At 65.7% G+C, this 18302-nt stretch carries 14 protein-coding genes; all 14 read right to left on the bottom strand.

All coding sequences use genetic code 11. The features are described from left to right. Window positions 1-79 precede the first annotated feature (79 nt). Window positions 80-2686 carry an EAL domain-containing protein gene (locus tag QZH66_RS00070; protein WP_305803907.1) on the bottom strand — a complete coding sequence of 869 codons (2607 nt, stop codon included), beginning with the start codon at window positions 2684-2686 and terminating at the stop codon, window positions 80-82. A gap of 22 nt (window positions 2687-2708) precedes the next feature. Further along, window positions 2709-3776, bottom strand: a complete 1068-nt coding sequence (locus QZH66_RS00065) for a chemotaxis response regulator protein-glutamate methylesterase (RefSeq protein WP_305803906.1) — start codon at window positions 3774-3776, stop codon at window positions 2709-2711. Further along, the gene (gene cheD, locus QZH66_RS00060; RefSeq protein WP_305803905.1) at window positions 3773-4363 is read right to left on the bottom strand and encodes a chemoreceptor glutamine deamidase CheD; all 591 of its coding nucleotides are present in this window, start codon (window positions 4361-4363) and stop codon (window positions 3773-3775) included. Before cheD ends, QZH66_RS00065 begins: the two co-directional genes overlap by 4 nt. Further along, complete coding sequence (locus QZH66_RS00055) at window positions 4360-5211, bottom strand: CheR family methyltransferase (RefSeq protein WP_305803904.1); 852 nt, start codon at window positions 5209-5211, stop codon at window positions 4360-4362. Before QZH66_RS00055 ends, cheD begins: the two co-directional genes overlap by 4 nt. A gap of 14 nt (window positions 5212-5225) precedes the next feature. Further along, window positions 5226-7394, bottom strand: coding sequence for a methyl-accepting chemotaxis protein (locus QZH66_RS00050; RefSeq protein WP_305803903.1), 2169 nt, complete (start codon window positions 7392-7394; stop codon window positions 5226-5228). Between the two features lie 152 nt (window positions 7395-7546). After that, entirely contained in the window at window positions 7547-9913 is a 2367-nt protein-coding gene (locus QZH66_RS00045) for a methyl-accepting chemotaxis protein (protein WP_305803902.1), read from the bottom strand. 86 nt (window positions 9914-9999) lie between these two features. Then, window positions 10000-10383, bottom strand: a complete 384-nt coding sequence (locus QZH66_RS00040; RefSeq protein ID WP_305803901.1) for a hypothetical protein — start codon at window positions 10381-10383, stop codon at window positions 10000-10002. Between the two features lie 139 nt (window positions 10384-10522). Continuing rightward, on the bottom strand, window positions 10523-11014 hold the full coding sequence (locus tag QZH66_RS00035) for a chemotaxis protein CheW (protein WP_305803900.1): 492 nt from the start codon (window positions 11012-11014) through the stop codon (window positions 10523-10525). Window positions 11015-11097: 83 nt separating this feature from the next. Next, window positions 11098-11877 carry a flagellar brake protein gene (locus QZH66_RS00030; protein WP_305803899.1) on the bottom strand — a complete coding sequence of 260 codons (780 nt, stop codon included), beginning with the start codon at window positions 11875-11877 and terminating at the stop codon, window positions 11098-11100. A gap of 242 nt (window positions 11878-12119) precedes the next feature. Further along, complete coding sequence (locus QZH66_RS00025; protein WP_305803898.1) at window positions 12120-14483, bottom strand: methyl-accepting chemotaxis protein; 2364 nt, start codon at window positions 14481-14483, stop codon at window positions 12120-12122. Between the two features lie 411 nt (window positions 14484-14894). Further along, a complete protein-coding gene (locus QZH66_RS00020; protein ID WP_305803897.1) occupies window positions 14895-16859 on the bottom strand; it encodes a chemotaxis protein CheA in 1965 nt (654 codons plus the stop codon). Between the two features lie 33 nt (window positions 16860-16892). Beyond that, window positions 16893-17258, bottom strand: coding sequence for a response regulator (locus QZH66_RS00015; protein ID WP_038688521.1), 366 nt, complete (start codon window positions 17256-17258; stop codon window positions 16893-16895). Beyond that, window positions 17255-17563 carry an STAS domain-containing protein gene (locus tag QZH66_RS00010; RefSeq protein ID WP_305803896.1) on the bottom strand — a complete coding sequence of 103 codons (309 nt, stop codon included), beginning with the start codon at window positions 17561-17563 and terminating at the stop codon, window positions 17255-17257. The genes QZH66_RS00015 and QZH66_RS00010 overlap by 4 nt, the downstream gene beginning before the upstream one ends. 101 nt (window positions 17564-17664) lie before the next feature. After that, window positions 17665-18302 (bottom strand): chemotaxis protein CheW (locus QZH66_RS00005; protein WP_305803895.1); only part of this gene is annotated, 638 nt, incomplete at its 5' end.

Genomic DNA, 18302 nt, shown 5'->3' with positions numbered 1-18302 from the left:
CCGGCATATGCCGGGCTTTTCTTTGTACGTCAGCTTGGGGTGGCGAGGGTCGTTGCCGTTGCAGAGCGCGCCGCGGTGCTCAGGCCCGGAGCGCGCGGTTGTGGTCAAGCAGCCATTGCTCCAGCGCCGCGGCCGGCAACGGGCGCGAAAACAGGTAGCCCTGCAGGATGTCGCAGCGCTGTTCGGTGAGGAAACGGCATTGCTGTTCGGTTTCGACGCCTTCGGCGACGACGCGTTTACCCAGGTGTTCACCGATACGCAGCACCGAGGTGATAAGCATGCGCGCCGCTTCGCTGTGTTCGATCTCGCGCACGAAGCTCATGTCCAGCTTCAACTCGCTGATCGGCAGCCGGTGCAGATTGCTGAGGCTGGAATATCCGGTGCCGAAATCATCCAGCGACAACGGGATGCCGAGCGCGCGGATGGCTTCCAGGTTGAACAGCGTCTGCGGGAGTGGCGACAGCATCACGCCCTCGGTGATTTCCACCACCAGGGCATCGGCGGGCAGCGCGTGGCTGTGCAGCAGGTCTTCCAGCTGCAGGGGCAGGGCGATATTGTCGAGGTTGCGCGCCGACAGGTTCACCGATACCCGCGGCACGGGCATTCCTTGCTGCCGCCAGCGCGCCAGATCCGTGCACGCCTGCTGCAATACCCAGCGGCTGAGGTCGTCGATCAGCCCGCACTCTTCGGCCAATGGAATGAACTGCGCCGGCGATACCGGACCCAGGTGCGGGTGCTCCCAGCGCACCAGCGCTTCCACGCCGTACAGTTCATGCGTACTGCTGCATACCTGTGGCTGATAGTGCAGCTGCAGGTCGCCGCGCCGCAGCGACTCGCGCAAGGCGGTTTCCAGCGCGACCCGTTCCTGCGCCACGCGGTTCATGTCGGCACTGAAGAAACGGAAGCTGCCGCTGCCTTCGTCCTTGGCCCGGTACATCGCCAGGTCGGCGTGCTTGAGCAGGGTTTCGATATCGCGGCCGTCGTCCGGATATATCGCCACGCCGATGCTTGCGCTGCTGTACACGGTCATGTGCCCGACCACGCGCGGCCGGGCAATGGCGCCGAGCAGGCGCTCGCACAGCACGGCGACCTGCGCGGTGCCGTCGCCGGCCAGCAGCAGCACGAATTCGTCACCGTTCAGACGCCCGATCAGCGCCTCGCTGCCGGCGGTCTCGGCAAGGCATTGGGCGATGTCGCGCAGCAATCCGTCACCGGCGGCGTGCCCCTGGGTTTCGTTGATGCGTTTGAACCGGTCCAGGTCGAGATAGAGCACGGCCAACGAGGTTTTTCTGGCGTAGGCGGTGGCGAAGATCTGTTCGGCGCGCGCGTGGAACATGATCCGGTTGGGCAGTCCGGTGAGCGCGTCATAGAACGCCAGCTGGTGCATCCGTGCCTTGGTCTTTTCCCGTTCCATTGCCAGCGAACACAGGTGCAGACACAGTTCGGCCAGCTTGCGGTGCCACGGACCCGGAGCCATGGGCTGGCGGAAATAGAACGTGAAGGTGCCCAGCACCTGGCCGGTACTGGATTTCACCGGGATCGACCAGCACGCGCGCAGCTGCTGCGACAGCGCCGGTTCGCGATGGGCGGAAAACAGCGGATCGGTGGCGATATCGACCACTTCAACCGCCCGGCCGCGCCAGGCCACCGCGCCACAGGCGGCCGTGCCCGGACCCGGTAACTGTCCGTCGAACCGTTCGGTGAAGATCCGCGGAAGACTGGGCGCGGCCAGCAGACGCAATCTGCCCTCCGCATCGAGGCGATAGATCGACACGACCACATCCGGGGCCACCCGTTCGACTTCCTGGCAGATCAGCGCCATCGATTCGTGCAGCGATTCTTCGCGCACCAGCGCTTCGAGCACCCTGTTGTGCAGTACCTCGTTGGTCTTGGCCGCGGTGATATCGGTCAGTACGTTGATGAATGAACTGGGGTCGCCATGCTCATCGGCGATCGGGGTGGCCACCACCGACGTCCACAACGGGCTGCCATCCTTGCGATAGGCGAGCAGATCGGTCTGGTGCGGGACCCCGGCGAGGTGGTGCGTGGTGAGAAATTCCAGTGTCTCCGGGTCGCTATGGCGGCCGCCGACCAGTTCACGGAGGCGCCGCTGCAGCGCCTCGTCCGGAAGATAGCCGAGCATCCGGGTAAAGCCGTCATTGACATACTGGAGATGCCCTTGGCGATCGCACAGCAGGATGGCGTTGTCGCTGCGATCCAGTGCCAGCGACAGGCGCTGCACATGCGCCTGCTGCTCAAGTGATGCGGTGACATCGCGGACGAAGGCGATATACAAATTTCGGCGCGGGTGCGCCACCGCCGAGATGCTGACCGCCAGCGTGTGCCGGCTTTCACCGGTCTGGCGCCGCACCAGGTAACAAGGGCGCACGCTTCCGCCGGCGCAATTGCGCAGGTCGGCGAGGATGTCGTCGCATTCGCCACCGCGCAACAACACCTCCACCGGCTGCCCGATCACCTTTGCACGCGGCACGCCCCACAGGGTCTCCGCAACGGTGTTGTAGAACGCCACGCGCAGGCGGGTGTCGACCACCACGATGCCGGCGGGCGCATGCTGCAGGCCCTGCAGCAGCAGTGCAAGATCGGGCACGTGCGCGGTGGTCGCCACGCCGGTGTCCGGGTGGTCGGTCGTGTGCCGCGAGGTGGATTGATGCGGAACTGGCGTCATGCCATGGCAGCCTTGAGGTGGGCTATTTTTGCCGGGAAAGCGCGACGAGGCGCGCCGCAATGATGTCCAGCGGCAGGATTTCCGCCGCCGCGTCGAGCTTTACCGCGCTGCCCGGCATTCCCCAGACTACGCTGCTGGCCTCGTCCTGCACCAGCGTTGGCGCACCGGCCTGGCGCATTTCCAGCAGGCCGCGGGCGCCGTCATCGCCCATGCCGGTCAGGATCACGCCGATCGCGTTGGGTCCGGCACTGAGCGCGACCGAACGGAACAGCACATCCACCGCCGGCTTGTGCCGGTTCACCGCAGGGCCATCGTCGATCCGGCAGCGCCAGCGGGCACCGTCGCGGATGACGCGCAGGTGGCGGCCGCCGGGTGGCAGATAGGCATGGCCGGGCAGCACCGCTTCGCCGTCGCTGGCTTCGCGCACGCTCATGGCCGAATAGCGGTCCAGACGTTGCGCAAAAGCGCTGCTGAAACTGGCCGGCAGATGCTGGGTCATCACCACGGCGGGGGCATCGGCGGGCATGCCTTCCAGCACCACGCGCAAGGCTTCGGTACCCCCGGCCGAGGCACCGATCGCGATCAGGCGGTCGGTGCTGCGGAATTTCATCGAGGGTGAACCCGGCGGCAGCGGATCCAGCGGGCGTCTGCCAGGCTGCGGGCGGGCGAGGGCACGTACCCGCGAGCGCGCGGCCATCTTCACCTTCGCGCAGATTTCCTCGGCATATGTTTCCAGTCCGCGGGCCACGTCGAGTTTTGGCTTTGAGACGAAATCCACCGCGCCCAGGGCCAGTGCCTGCAAGGTGGTATCGGCGCCGCGCTCGGTCAGCGATGACACCATCACCACCGGAACCGGGTACAGCCGCATCAGGTTTTCCAGGAATGCCAGGCCATCCATCCGCGGCATTTCCACGTCCAGCGTGATCACGTCCGGATTCAGGCGTTTGATCTTCTCCCGCGCCAGCAGCGGATCGGAGGCGGTACCGGCTACTTCGATGCCGGGATCGCGTGACAGGATCTCGCTCAGCACCTGCCGAACCAGAGCGGAGTCGTCGACGATCAGCACGCGGCAGGGTGCTTCCAGACTCATTCGAACAGCTCCACGCCACCGGTGACCGGCGCCCGCGACAACTGTGCACGCACCGCGGATTCGGTAACGGCCACCTCATGCGCATGTGGCAGGCGTTGAACCACCACGCGCCCGGTGACCGGGAAGAACCAGATCTTGCGCGGATGGATGCCGCACAGGTCCTCGGCCAGCACCGGAATGTGCTCGGCTTGCAGGTACTGGCGCACGAACTCGGCATTGCGGGTGCCGACCGGGTTGCTGGTGAAACCCTTGAGCACGTTGGCGCCACCGAACACCTTGGCTTCCAGCCGCTTGCGGTGCGCACCGCGCTTGAGCAGGTCGTTGATCAGCAGCTCCATCGCGTAGCTGCCATAGCGCGCCGGGGCGCCGTCACCGACCTGGCCTTCGGGCAGCAGGAAGTGGTTCATGCCACCGATGCCGAGCAGCGGATCGCGGATGCAGGCGGCCACGCAGGAGCCCAGTGTGGTGCACAGCGCAGTGTCATCGTCGACCACCAGGTACTGGGTCGGCAGCAGTTTGGCCGCCATGGTCTGGAAGCGGCTGTCGCGGTAGCGCATCACCCCGTCGGCTTGCACGCTGGGCTTCATGCGCCTGCTCCGCGCGTGCGCCGGTACAGGGTGCGTCCGCAGGGCTGGATCAGGTCGGCCGCGTGCAGGTAATTCTCCGAATGGCCGGTGTACAGCAGACCGTCATCACCCATGTGGTGCACCAGACGCGACAGGATGCCGCGCTGGGTCGGCTTGTCGAAGTAGATCATCACGTTGCGGCAGAACAGGGCATCGAAAGGGCCAGCCACTTCGTACCGCGGGTTCAGCAGGTTCAGCGGGCGGAACTCGATCAGCGCCCGCAACGCGGGCAGCACCCGGCACTTGCCCTCATGCGGGCCGCTGCCGCGCTGGAAATAGCGGCGCTTGAGCGCAGGGTCGAGGTTGGCGATACGTTCGAGCGGATACACGCCCTGGGCGGCGGTCGCCAGTACCTGGGTATCCACATCGGTGGCCAGGATCCGTACCGGAGGGCTGGTGGTGCCAAAGGTTTCGCACGCGGTGATCGCCATCGAATAGGGCTCTTCACCGGTGGACGCGGCGCAGGACCACAGTTGCAGCGGGGCGCGGCTGGCGCGTTGGTGCAGTTCTTCAGCCAGCTTTTCAAAGTGGTGAGGCTCGCGGAAGAACGAGGTCAGGTTGGTGGTCAGCGCATTGGTGAACGACTGCCACTCCTCGCCACCCTCGCTTTCCAGCCGGTCCAGATAGTCCTGGAACGAGCGCAGACCCAGCGCCCGCAGGCGACGCGACAGCCGGCCATAGACCATGTCGCGCTTGGCCGGGGCCAGCGCGATGCCGACGCGCTGGTGGATCAGCTCGCAGACGCGGCGGAAGTCGCGGTCGCTGAACTCGAAGTCGCGGCCGGCGGGGGTGGGTGCGGACAAAGTCATGGCGTGAGCGGGCGTCAGCTGTACTGGACGGCGGGCGGTTTGCCGGCAACGGCCGGCTTCCCGGTGCTTGCCTGCTTGAGCCGGAATGCCGATACCGCCTGGCCCAATTGCCGGGCCTGTTGTTCCATCGAGCGCGCGGCAGCGGTGGCTTCCTCCACCAGTGCGGCGTTCTGCTGGGTGGTCTCGTCCATCTGGGTCACGGTCTGGTTGACCTGTTCAATACCGGCCGACTGCTCCTGCGAAGCGGCGGCAATCCCGGCCATGATGTCGGTCACGCGCTGCACCGAGGACACGATCTCGCCCATGGTGGTGCCGGCCTGGTGTACCAGGGCGGAGCCTTCGGACACCTTGTCGACCGAATCGTCGATCAGGGTCTTGATCTCCTTGGCGGCGGCGGCCGAGCGCTGGGCCAGGGTGCGCACCTCGCTGGCGACCACCGCGAAGCCGCGGCCCTGTTCACCTGCACGTGCGGCCTCCACGGCGGCGTTCAGCGCCAGGATATTGGTCTGGAAGGCGATGCCGTCGATCACCGAAATGATGTCGGCGATCTTCTTCGAGGACTGTTCGATGCCGGTCATGGTACTGACCACCTGGCTGACCACCTCGCCCCCCTGCGAGGCCACCGCCGCGGCGCCGATGGCGAGCTGGTTGGCCTGGCGCGCGGACTCGGCGTTCTGGCGCACGGTGGAGGTCAGTTCCTCCATCGAGGCGGCGGTTTCTTCCAGGTTGGCGGCCTGCTGCTCGGTACGCTGCGACAGGTCCTGGTTGCCGCTGGCGATCTCGCCGGCCGCCAGGTTGATGCTGTCCGCCGCGTGCTGGATGCCACCGACAATGCCGGTCAGCTGTTCGATGGTGGTGTCGGCATCGTCGCGCATCTGTGCAAACACGCCATGGAACTGGCCCTGCATGGAGGCGGTGAGGTCGCCGCGGGCGATCGCACGCAGCAGCTGCGAGATCTGCGCCAGGTTGCTGTCGCTGACTTCCATCATCGCGTTGAGGTTGTCGACCATCAGGCGGAAATCGTGATCGAAGCGCGCGCTGTCACCACGCTGGCTGAAATCGCCGGCCGCCGCCGCTGCCGCAAGGCGTTTGATCTCGGCGTTGATACCGGACAGGTTGGCCTTGGTGGCGTCCATGGTTTCGGTCAGGTTGGCCTTCTCGCCCGGCAACCGCTCCATGTCGCTGTGCAAGTCGCCGACGGAATATTCCTGCATGATCTTCATCGCGCTGCCGATCGCATGCAGATGCGAAGCGACCAGCGCATTGGTATCGCGGACCATGAGGCCGTAATCACCGGGGAAGGTGCTGTCATCCATGCGGAAGCTGATGGTGCCGGCATCGTGCTGGCGCGCCATTTCCTTCTGCGCGGCCATTACCGACTGCAGCTGCGCCTGCATTCGGCCCATGCTTTCCAGCAGGCGGCCGGGCTCGTCACGCGGCTGCGGACCGATGGCGGTGTCGAGCTTGCCGCGCGCGATGGCGTCGGCCACGGCAGTGGCGCCGCGCAGCGGGATGACGATGCGGTTGCCGATGATCCAGCTCAGTGCCAGGACCACCAGTACCAGCACGCCGCCGGCTACGCCCATGATTAAGGTGAATGACAGCGCCTGCCGTTGCAGATCCTGCAGATAGGTGCCGGTGGACATCACCCAGCCCCACGGCTGGAAGGTCTCGGCGTAGGAGACGCGCGGCAGCGGCGTGTCGCTCTCGGGCAACTTGGAGTTGTAGGTGACGTAGCCACCGCCGGCGCGGGCCACGGCCACCTGCTCGGAATAGTGCTTTTTGCCGAAGCCGTCGTCGAATCCGTCCAGATCCATCCCGGCACGTTCGCGCCGGAACGGGTGCATGACCATGGTGTTGTCCAGGCTGTAGATCGTGTAGTTGACGCTGCCGGTTTCCGCGCGCATCGCGGCCAGGGTTTCGACAGCCAGCGCCTGGGCCTGCTCGAGTGTCAGTGTGCCGTCTTTGACCTGCTGCTCGTAACGGGCCAGCACGCTGTTGCCGAGCTCGACCTCGCTCTTGATGCTCTGCATGCGGGTGTCATACAGGTCCAGGTACTGCATGCGTGCGGCGATGACCGACAGGGCGATGACGCCCAGTGCGATCAGCACGGTCAACAGGTTCAGCTTGCGCCGCACCGAGATATTGGAAATGTAGTTGGACCACAGCTTGACGATGTTCATCGGGCTTCTTCGCAAGGACGGGCAGGCGGTCGACAGGTGGGCGTGCCCAGCCATATCGGCGCACTACCGGTATCGGCCGCGGGCGGCTTTTTTTGAGCGCATAAAAAGGCCCCGGCACAGAGTGCCGGGGCCTTGTGGGCACCGTGTTGCGGTCAGAATTCCTGCCAGTTCGCCTCGGCCATTTCCGCGACGGGCTTTCGCTGCGGGGTATTGCGCGCTGCACGCGCCGCCGCGGCGGGTGCCGTCGGACGCGATGCCGCCACCGGTTTGACCGGAGCGGGCACGCTTTCGGCGTCTTCCTCGAAGCGGAACACCGATACCACCTGGGCCAGATGCTCGGCCTGCTCTTCCATCGAACGGGCCGCGGCGGTGGCTTCTTCCACCAAGGCAGCGTTCTGCTGGGTGGTTTCATCCATCTGGGTGATGGTCTGGTTGACCTGCTCGATACCCGAAGACTGTTCGAGCGAGGCGGCCGAAATCTCGGCCATGATGTCGGTCACGCGCTGCACCGAGGCGACGATCTCACCCATGGTCGAGCCGGCCTTCTTCACCAGCGCCGAACCGTCGCTGACCTTCTCGACCGAATCGTCGATCAGGCCCTTGATCTCCTTGGCGGCACCGGCCGAGCGCTGGGCCAGGGTGCGCACTTCCGAGGCGACCACGGCAAAGCCGCGACCCTGTTCACCGGCGCGCGCCGCTTCCACCGCGGCGTTCAAGGCCAGGATGTTGGTCTGGAAAGCGATGCCGTCGATGACCGAGATGATCTCGGCAATCTTCTTCGACGACTGCTCGATCTGGGTCATGGTGCTGACCACCTGGCTGACCACTTCACCGCCCTGCGAGGCCACCGAAGCGGCGCCGATGGCCAGCTGGTTGGCCTGGCGTGCGGACTCGGCGTTCTGGCGCACGGTGGAGGTCAGCTCCTCCATCGAGGCGGCCGTTTCTTCCAGGTTCGCTGCCTGCTGCTCGGTACGCTGCGACAGGTCATTGTTGCCGCTGGCGATTTCGCTGGCCGAAGCGTTGATCGACACCGACGACTGCTTGATGCGACCGACGATACCGGTCAACTGCTCGGCGGTGGCGTTGGCGTCATCGCGCATGGTGGCGAACACGCCCTGGAAGTCACCGTGCATACGCACGGTCAGATCACCGTGTGACAGCGCCGAGAGCAGGACGGAGATCTGCTCGATGCTGCTGGCATTGGCGTTGAGCAGGCTGTTGATCTGCGTTGCCAGCTCCAGGAAGAAGCCATCCTTGCCGGCGACATCGACGCGACCGCTCAGGTCACCCGCCGCGGCGGCATCGATCACCCGCGCCACTTCGGCCTCGACCTGCGCCTCGGTGGTACGGTCGCGCCATTCGACCACTTGCCCGACATTGGCGCCGGATGCGTCGCGGATGACGTTGATGGTCTGCGCAAACTGGGCGCCGCCATACTTCATCTCGCGGCTGACCACACCGGTCTTCTCCAGCGCATCGATGATCTTGCCATCGACTTCACCGTGATGTTCCAGCGTGTTCACCGACTTGCCGATCAACGAGGCATTCGTGTCGTAGTGGGGGAGCGCGGCGGCGATATCGTCGGCGTACTTTTCCAGCGTCTGCTGCAGGGCGCGGTTGGCATAGACCACCTCCAGCTGTGGATTGGTCAGATAGACGCCGGTGGACGAGTAATCCAGCGCGGTACGGATGCGCAGATTCTCATTGGCGATGAGCTGGTCACGTTCGATGCGCTCGCGCAGATCGTGCTGCATGCGCTGCATGGCGCGCAGCAGATCGCCCACTTCATCGGCGCGGGTGACGTCGATATGGCCGTCGAGCTTGCCGCTGGCGACATCATTGGCGACCGATACGGCGCCGCGCATGCTGTTCACCAGCGAACGGGCGAACAGCCATACCAGCAACAGGCCGAAGCCGGCACCGCCCAGCATCGCGATCAACGACAGCATCGCCGAGGCCGAATACGTGTCGGCAGCGTGGGTTCCGGCGGCAACAGCCAGGCGGTTGTCGCCTTCCGTCAGGGCTTCCAGTGAGGCGAATGCCTTGCGGTGCAGGGTCCGGGTTTCGCCGACGAAGGTGTCGATGGCGTCATCGGGCAGCTCCAGTTCCAGCATTTCGGTGACCGCGTCATAGGAAACCAGGGCGGCCTTCCAGTCAGTCACGAACGTGTCGAACAGCTTGCGCTGCGTGGCATTGTCGATCAGCTTGGGGTAGGCGACGATCGTGTCGTCGATTTGCTTGCGCAAGGCCGCCGCGCGCGTCTTCGCATCGGCCTTGATCTCATCGCTGGCCCGTATCAGGCCCTGATAGGAGGCGTTGCGGAACTCGCTCACCAGTCCGCTGAGCTGGCCGGTGACGCGCATGCTGCCCATGCGGGTGGTGGCCAGGTCAGTGGTGACATTGTTGAGCGAATGCAGGCCGCGGTAGGCGACGATGCCCTGCAGGACCATGAAGAACAGAATGACGCCGAAGGTGAGCATCAGCTTCGGCTTCAGTTTCAGGGAATTGATCCACTGCATTTGTGCGATATCTCCGTTGACTTCAGACCCCGGCCAGGCGCCCGGGCGATGGCCGCGCCGGTTTGGCCGGCGCGGCGGCAGCAGGATTACTTGATGTTGGCCAGCTTCAGGCCGGCCGGCGAGCTGACTTCGATCTCGGCACGTGCCGCGTCACGCTGGATCTTGCCGATCACGCACACGTCCTTGCCTTCCAGCGACTCCAGCGGAAAACTGAACTTGCCGCGGTTGCTGCCGGCGATGCGGGCCGAGAAGGTGTGGCGCGGGAAGGCGCCGCCCATGTGCAGGAAGGTCGGCTGGCCTTCGGAGCCTTCGGCATAGCGCGCCTTTTCAACCTTGCCGCAGACCATGCCGTCCTTGCCGGCGTTGCGTGCGGCCAGCTCCGGCGGAATCATTTCCGCGCTCTGGGCATGGACGGTGGAAACGCTGGCGGCCATCACGGCGGCGGAAAGCAGGGGGAACAGGTACTTCATTTTCGATATCTCCGGAAAGGATCTTTTCAGTCCGGGCCCACGGCCGAGACGATTGATGCCCCAGCTATCGGCCCTGGGTCGGGCTTCTGTAGCGGTGAGCGGGGAGGTGGCGCGGGTCTTGTGACCGGGGTCGCAAAAATCAGGCGATTTCTTCGGCCGGTTTCGGCGTGCCCATGTCGGCGCTGTCGAGCAGGGTTTCGATGTCCAGCAGGATCAGCATGCGCTCGTCCTGGGTGCCGATACCCGAAATGAAACGGGTGTCGACCGAGGCGCCAAATTCGGGGGTGGGGCGGATCTGGTCGGCGGTCAGCGGAATCACGTCCGAGACGCTGTCCACCACAATGCCGACCACGCGGTCTTCCACGTTGAGCACGATCATCACGGTGAACGCGTCGTAGCGCGCCTCATCCAGGCGCAGCTTCAGGCGCAGATCGATGACCGGCACGATGGTGCCGCGCAGGTTGATCACGCCCTTGATGTAGTCCGGCGCATCGGGAACGCGGGTCACCGCATCGTAGCCGCGGATCTCCTGGACCTTGAGGATGTCAACGCCGTAATGCTCATTGCCAAGGGTGAAGCTGAGGTACTCGCCGCCGGCACTGTCGGCGGCGCTGTTTCGGTTGTCGTTCATCGGAGTTCCTGGTCCTGGCGTTGTACCGGTGGGTGCAGCACCGGTATCGGCCTCGCGGCGCGGGACTTTAGCCGCAGCCGCGGTTACGACTCGCCGTTTTTGCGGGCGTTTCGTTGGCGGTCGATGCGGAAGATGTAGCGCTGGATGGCGGCGTCGCCGCCGCGGGGAAGCGCGTCGAAGCGCAGTCCGATCCGCTGCATGTGCACGCCATTGGCCATCAGTTGCTCGCGCATGTTGCACACGATCAGGGTGACCGGAAGTGCCGGGCCTTCGGGAAGCTTCAACTGGCAGCCGGCATAGCGCTGCTGAAGCGACAGCAGGGTCTGCCCCTCAGGCAGCAGCAGCGCCAGTCCGCCGCCACTGATATCGACCACCCGCAATTCAACCGCCTCGCCGCCGTCGCGCGCCGGCAGCACGCAGGAGGGCGAGTCGGCGATCGGCGTTTCCAGCCGGTACAGTTCGCGCCGCTGCAGATGGCAGAACTCCTCGGGAAAGGCGGCGCGGAACGAGGTGCGGTTGCCCGCGACCACCCGTTGCAGGCGCTCCAGCCGGAACCGCACCAGCACGCGTTCGAGCTGGGCAAAGCACAGCACGTGGCTCGCCTGTTCGGCCGACTGGTTGATCGCCTGCAGCGGGCTGCCATCGAGCAGCAGGAAATCCTCGTCGGGGTCCAGCTCCAGCACCGCGGTCGGGAAGGTCCGGTCGCCCCCGCCGGGATGGGCGTTGATCAGCGAGCGCTGGTCGATCAGCGACTGCAACAGCTGCCGTATATGGCGCGGGTTGCGCACCAGGTACTTTTCGTCGATGTTGGCATCCCCGCCATCGCGGTGGGGCTGCTGCGCTGTCGCGTTGCCGTCGGACATGGAGTCTTTGGGAAGTTGGGCCAGTTGCCGGCGCACCCGTAGGAGTTGCACCGGTAAAGGAAGGTATCGGCCGACGGGGACGCGTCTTTAGCGGGACTGTCCCTGCCACCGCGCATGGCGCTTTCGGCTGGCCTGCAAGCCCGGCCCGCGGATATGCGCGGTGCAGTCGGACGTCGCGTTGCCGCCGCGCCGCTCGCGCGGCGCGGCGTTGCATAAAGCAAGGGTGCGCCGATCCGCGGGATTCAGAAGCCCGTCCAGTTGCTGCCCGGACGGGTGCCGGCTGGCAGCGGGTGCGGGGAGTGCGCCGACGTCGGTGTGGTCCGCGGGGCCGTGGGCGGCACCGGGATGGCAATTCCCGGCAACGGCGTGGCCTGTGACAGTTTGAAGCGGGTCACAGCGTTGGCCAGGTTGTGCGCCTGTTCTTCCATCGAGCGGGCCGCCGCCGTGGCTTCTTCCACCAGTGCGGCGTTCTGCTGGGTGGTCTCGTCCATCTGCATCACCGTCTGGCTGACCTGCTCGATACCCGTGGTCTGTTCCTGCGAAGCGGCGGAGATCTCGGCCATGATGTCGGTGACCCGCTGCACCGAAGACACGATCTCGCCCATGGTCTGTCCGGCCTTGCGCACCAGCGCCGAGCCGTCGGCCACGCGCTCGACCGACGCGTCGATCAGGCCCTTGATCTCCTTGGCCGCGCCCGCCGAACGCTGCGCCAGGGTGCGCACTTCGCTGGCGACCACCGCGAAACCGCGGCCCTGTTCGCCGGCGCGCGCCGCTTCCACGGCGGCGTTCAGCGCCAGGATATTGGTCTGGAACGCGATGCCGTCGATCACCGAGATGATGTCGGCGATCTTCTTCGACGATTGCTCGATTTCGCTCATGGTAGTGACCACCTGGCCGACCACCGCGCCGCCTTCGGAAGCGACCGAGGCCGCGCCGATCGCCAGCTGGTTGGCCTGCCGCGCATGCTCGGCGTTCTGGCGCACGGTGGAGGTCAGTTCCTCCATCGAGGCGGCGGTTTCCTCCAGATTGGCCGCCTGCTGTTCGGTGCGTTGCGACAGGTCCTGGTTGCCGGAGGCGATTTCGGTGGCCGCCAGATTGATGCCGGACGCCGCCCCCTGGATGTCGCCGATGATGGTGGTCAGCTGCGCGATGGTGGTGTTGGCGTCATCCCGCATCCGGGCGAACACGCCTTCGAAATCGCCTTCCATGCGCACGGTCAGGTCGCCCTTGGCCAACGCCGTCAGCACCCCCGAGACCTGTCCGATACTGCCGGTGAAGGTCTCCAGCAGGTCGTTCAACTGGCCTGAAAGCTGCTTGAGAAAGCCTTCCTTGCCTTCCAGGGCGATGTGCCCGGACAGGTCGCCGCGTCCAGCGGCTTCCACGATGCGGCTGAGCTCGTGCTCGACGGCAACCTCGTCAGTGCGGTCGGCCCACTCCACGACATAGCCGAGCAGGGCGCCGTCTGGATCGCGCACGGGATTGATGATCTGCCGCAGCACGTGGTCGCCGAGGGAAATCTGGCCGCGATGGGTGCCGCGCAATTCGCCCAGCACATGGCGCTGGTGCGCGGGCTTTTTGTGGAAGCTGTCGATATTGCTGCCGATCAGCGTGGTGGTATTGAACCGGGGCAGGTCGCGGCGGATATCGTGTTCGGCCTTTTCCAGCATCTGGAACAGCGAGCGGTTGGCATAGAGGATGTTGAGGTCCGCGTCGGCGATCATGATGTTGGTGGTGACATCGTCCAGCGCGGTGCGGATGCGCAGGTTCTCGGTAGCCAATGCCAGGTCACGCTCGTTGCGGGCGCGCAGCTGCAGCACCATGTTGCCGATGTCCTGGTGCATCTGCCCGATCTCGTCGCGCGAATGATTGGCCACACGCGGCGACAGATCCCCTGTGGCCACTGCGCGGATGGCCCGCGATGCCTCGGACAGTGGTTGCAGGATCGAGCGGGCGATATACAGGCAGGGCAGCAGCGCCGACAGCAGGATCAGCAAGCCGGCAATGGCCAGCCCCCGGGTGAAGCGCGCAGCATGCGCGTTGATCTCATCGGTGTATTCGCCAGTGCCGATGATCCAGCCCCAGCGCTGGTGCAGGCCCACATAGGAAATCTTCTGGACCGCGCCGTCAGTGCCGGGCTTGGGCCAGGTGTAATCGAGGAAGCCGCCGCCATCGGCACGGCCCAGCCGGACCATCTCGACGAATATCTTCTTGCCGTCGGCACTGGTCGTCGCGCTCAGGTCCTTGCCGTTCAACGCCGTCTGGTAGGGATGCATCAGCATGGTCGGATGCAGGTCGTTGACCCATACGTAATCGCTGCCGTTGGCGCTGCGCAACGACTCCAGCGCGGACAGCGCCTGCTGCTGCGCCTGTTCTTCGCTCAGCTCGCCGGCGTCGGCGCGGTCAGCGTAATGGTTGGCCATCGCCAGCGCTGCTTCCACCCGGGTATGCAGGGTGTCGCGCTCGTTCTGGATCAGTTCGATGTGGTTGCGGCGTGCGGTGACAACGCACAGCACGATGATGCCGATCGCCAGGACGCCGAGCATCAACATGAACTTTCTTCTCAAGGGAAGATCGCGGAACAGCCGGAGCAGCGGGTTGGAGGTCATGGCAGGTGCAGTTCGAAAGGGGGACGGAGGTGCGGCGCCCAAGATGGGATGCCGCGTTGCTTCCCGTTATCGGCCGCGTGCGGGTTATCTCCAGTGTGTCGCCTGGAAGAGTCCGCGGCGACGTTGCATCGGGGATCTTCCGGCAGGGCCTGCCTATCTTCGCGGACTGCTCCCGTCTGCGCAGGATCGTCGCAGGAGCAGTTTCCGCCCAAGGCCACTTCGTCGCCGGCGCCTGGTTCATCCGTGGCGGCCAGCGCGGGCAATGCGCGGCGATGGCCGCGGTGCTTATCTACCGCGGCAGATACGGGAGGACCGCACGTGTGATGCAAATCCTCTCGAGGCAGGGCGGGTGGGAGGCGCGCCATGATCCGGCAGGATCATGGCGAAAAGACCACATCGGGGCGGAGGGCCTCAGGCCGCTTGCGGAGCGCGCAGCGAACGCACCAGTCCACCGACATCGACGATCAGCGCCACCCGGCCATCGCCGAGGATGGTGGCGCCGGAGACACCGGCGATGCGGCGGTAGTTGTTCTCGATGTTCTTGACCACCACCTGCTGCTGGCCGAGCAGTTCGTCCACTTCCAGGGCGATCTTCTGGCCATCGCCTTCGACCACCACCACCAGTGGATCGTCGTTGACCTGACCGTTGTAGCCGTAGTTCTGGCTCAGCGACACGATCGGCAGGTATTCACCGCGCACCCGCAGCACGCGACCTTCGCCGGCCATGGTGCGGATGTCTTCGGCCCGCGGCTGCAGCGCTTCCAGCACATAGGCCAGCGGCAGGATCAGTGTTTCACCGGCCACCGACACGGTCATGCCGTCGAGGATGGCCAGGGTCAGCGGCAGCCGGATCAGCACGCGGGTGCCGGCACCGGTGTTGCTTTCCAGCTGCACTTCGCCGCCCAGCGCCTGGATGTTGCGGCGGACCACGTCCATGCCCACGCCACGGCCGGAAAGATCGGTCACCGCATCGGCGGTGGAGAAACCGGGCTGGAAGATCAGGTCCCAGACCTGGGCGTCGGTCGGATTGTCGGGCACGTTGAGACCACGCTCCAGCGCCTTCTCAAGAATCTTTCCGCGGTTCAAACCGCGCCCGTCATCGCTGACCTCGATCACGATATGGCCGCCCTGGTGCGAGGCAGCCAGGGTGATCGTGCCGGTTTCGTCCTTGCCGGCGTCGCGGCGCACGTCGGGCATTTCCAGGCCATGGTCGATCGAGTTGCGCACCAGGTGCACCAGCGGATCGGCGATCTTCTCGATCAGGCCCTTGTCCAGCTCGGTGCCTTCGCCGACGGTGCGCAGGCGCACCTGCTTGCCCAGTCGCGAGGACAGGTCGCGCACCAGCCGGGGGAAGCGGCGGAACACCGCATCCACGGGAAGCATGCGCACGCTGATCACCGCTTCCTGCAGATCACGGGTGTTGCGTTCGAGCAGGTCCAGGCCGGCCAGCATCTGTTCGGCATGGGCCGCATCAAGGCCACCGGACACCTGCTTGAGCATCGCCTGGGTGATGACCAGTTCGCCCACCAGGTTGATCAACGCATCGACCTTGTCGACGCTGACGCGGATCGAGGTTTCGGCCTCGTGTGCCGGGGCGGACGTGGCGACCGGTGCGGCGGGCTTGGCCGCTTCCACGGCGGCCGGTACCGGGGGTTCCAGCGCAAGGCTGGGCGGCGCGGCAGGGCGGATATCCAGCTCGCAGTCGTCCACCACCCAGGCGAAAGTGTCTTCAATCTTGCTGCGCGGCACTTTGCCGATCAGGCCCAGGTCCCAGGCCAGATAGGCTTCCAGCGGATCGAGCTGGTCGAAGCCGGGCAGGCGTTCCAGGCGGGTGGACACTTGCAGTGAACCCAGGCTCTCCAGCTCGCGCAGGATGCGCAGCGGATCGTTGCCGCTCATGAACAGCGACGGCGCCGGCACAAAGCCGATCTGCCATGCGTCCGGGGTGTCATCCACCTTGGCGGCCGGCGCCGGTGCGGCGATGGCCTTGCCCGCCAGCACGGCTTCCAGCCGGGCCTTGATGCTGGCGACCGCCTGCGGATCGGCCGCCTGGCCGTGTTCGGCCTCGCGCAGCAGCGCGCGCAAGACATCCACCGAAGCCAGCATGGCGTCGATCGCGGCACTTTCCAGGGTGCGTTTACCGGCACGCAGCTCGTCGAGCAGGGTTTCCAGTACGTGGGTCAGCGATGCGATGGCATCGAAGCCGAAGGTGCCGGCGCCGCCCTTGATCGAGTGCGCGGCACGGAACACGGAGTTGATGATTTCCGGATCCACCTGGCCGTCTTCCAGCGCCAGCAGGCCGGCTTCCATCGCGTCCAGCCCTTCGCGGCTTTCCTCGAAGAAAGTGGCGTGAAAACGTTGCAGGTCCATGCTCATTGCGCGCTATCCGGTCAGTGGGCGGTAAGGGGTTCAGCCCAGTACTTTCTGGACGGTGGCAACCAGCTGTTCCGGGTTGAACGGCTTGACCAGCCAGCCGGTCGCACCGGCGGCCTTGCCTTCGGACTTCTTGTCGGCCGCCGATTCGGTGGTCAGCATCAGCATCGGCGTGAACTTGTAGTCCGGCAGCTGGCGCAACTCGCGGATCAGCGAAATGCCATCCATGTTGGGCATGTTGACGTCGGTGACCACCGCGTTGAAGCGCTGGCCTTTGGCGCGGCCCAGCGCCACGGCGCCGTCTTCGGCTTCCTCGACGGAAAAACCGGCCGAGGTGAGGGCGAACGACACCATCTGGCGCATTGATGCCGAATCGTCCACCACCAGAATACGTGCGCTCATGCCGGGTTCTCCACAGATTTCAGTTTGTCTTGGGTTGCTTCCAGGCCCAGGGCCTGGAGGACGCCGAGCAGTCGCGCGGCGTCAAGGAAGGTGTCGGTACTGTTGTCGAACGCAGTGCTGTGGCCGGCCTTGCGGCGGGCATCCACAAACGCGCACAGCACCTGGATGGCAGCGGTATGCACGCGGGATACCAGGCTGGCGTCCAGGCGCAGTTCCCCGCTGTGGCCCACCAGTGGCGCCAGTTGTTGTTTCAGGTCGCTGGTGGTCTCGATGCCGAGATCCTGCGCCAGTGCGACTGTGCTCATCATTGCTCCGGACGAACGGTACTAGGGCAGTTAACGGCCGCTGCGGCGCAAGCTTTAGCCGCAGCGTCGGGTCCGCGGGCGCGGAAGGCGGCGGGCATGGTTCAGTGCAGCAGGTGCGAGGCGTCGAGCAGGATCATCGGCTGCTGGCCCAGGCGGGCAATGCCGCGGAACAGGTCGTTGGAGATCTGGCAGATGCGGGTGGTGTCGGGTGGTTCGATCTGCGAATCGGTGAGGTTGGCGACATCCTCCACCGCGGTTACCCGCAGGCCGAGGGTTTCCCCGTTCTCTTCGAGCACCACGATGCGGGTAAGGGCGTCGTCGCCGATGGGAGCGGCGCCCAGACGCAGGCCAAGGTCGATCACCGGCACCACCTGGCCGCGCAGATTCATGATGCCCAGCATCGACGGACCGGTACCCCGCAACGCCAGCAATGGCACCGGCAGCACCACTTCCTGCACCTTGAGCAGTTCCAGCGCATATGCCTGGGCGCCGCAACGCAGGCGCAGCCATCGCGAGGTGCGTTCACCGGCGCGGCGTTGCTGCGGCGGGCGCGCCATCTGCAGGGCCTGGGCCTGCAGTTCGTTCCAGGTGGCGTTTTGTGAAGGTGACGGCGACGGCATCGGGTCCGCGGTGGCAGGAACGGAGGCGGACCTTGCGACGGCATGGCTGTGTGCCGGTGCGGCCGGCACGGCCGGCGAGGGGGCCGCCTGTGCGACGGCAGGCAGCGGCGTTGGCGCGG

The sequence above is a fragment of the Stenotrophomonas sp. YIM B06876 genome, from assembly GCF_030711595.1.
Classification (GTDB): Bacteria; Pseudomonadota; Gammaproteobacteria; order Xanthomonadales; family Xanthomonadaceae; genus Stenotrophomonas.
This window is presented reverse-complemented; position numbering and strand designations above follow the sequence as displayed.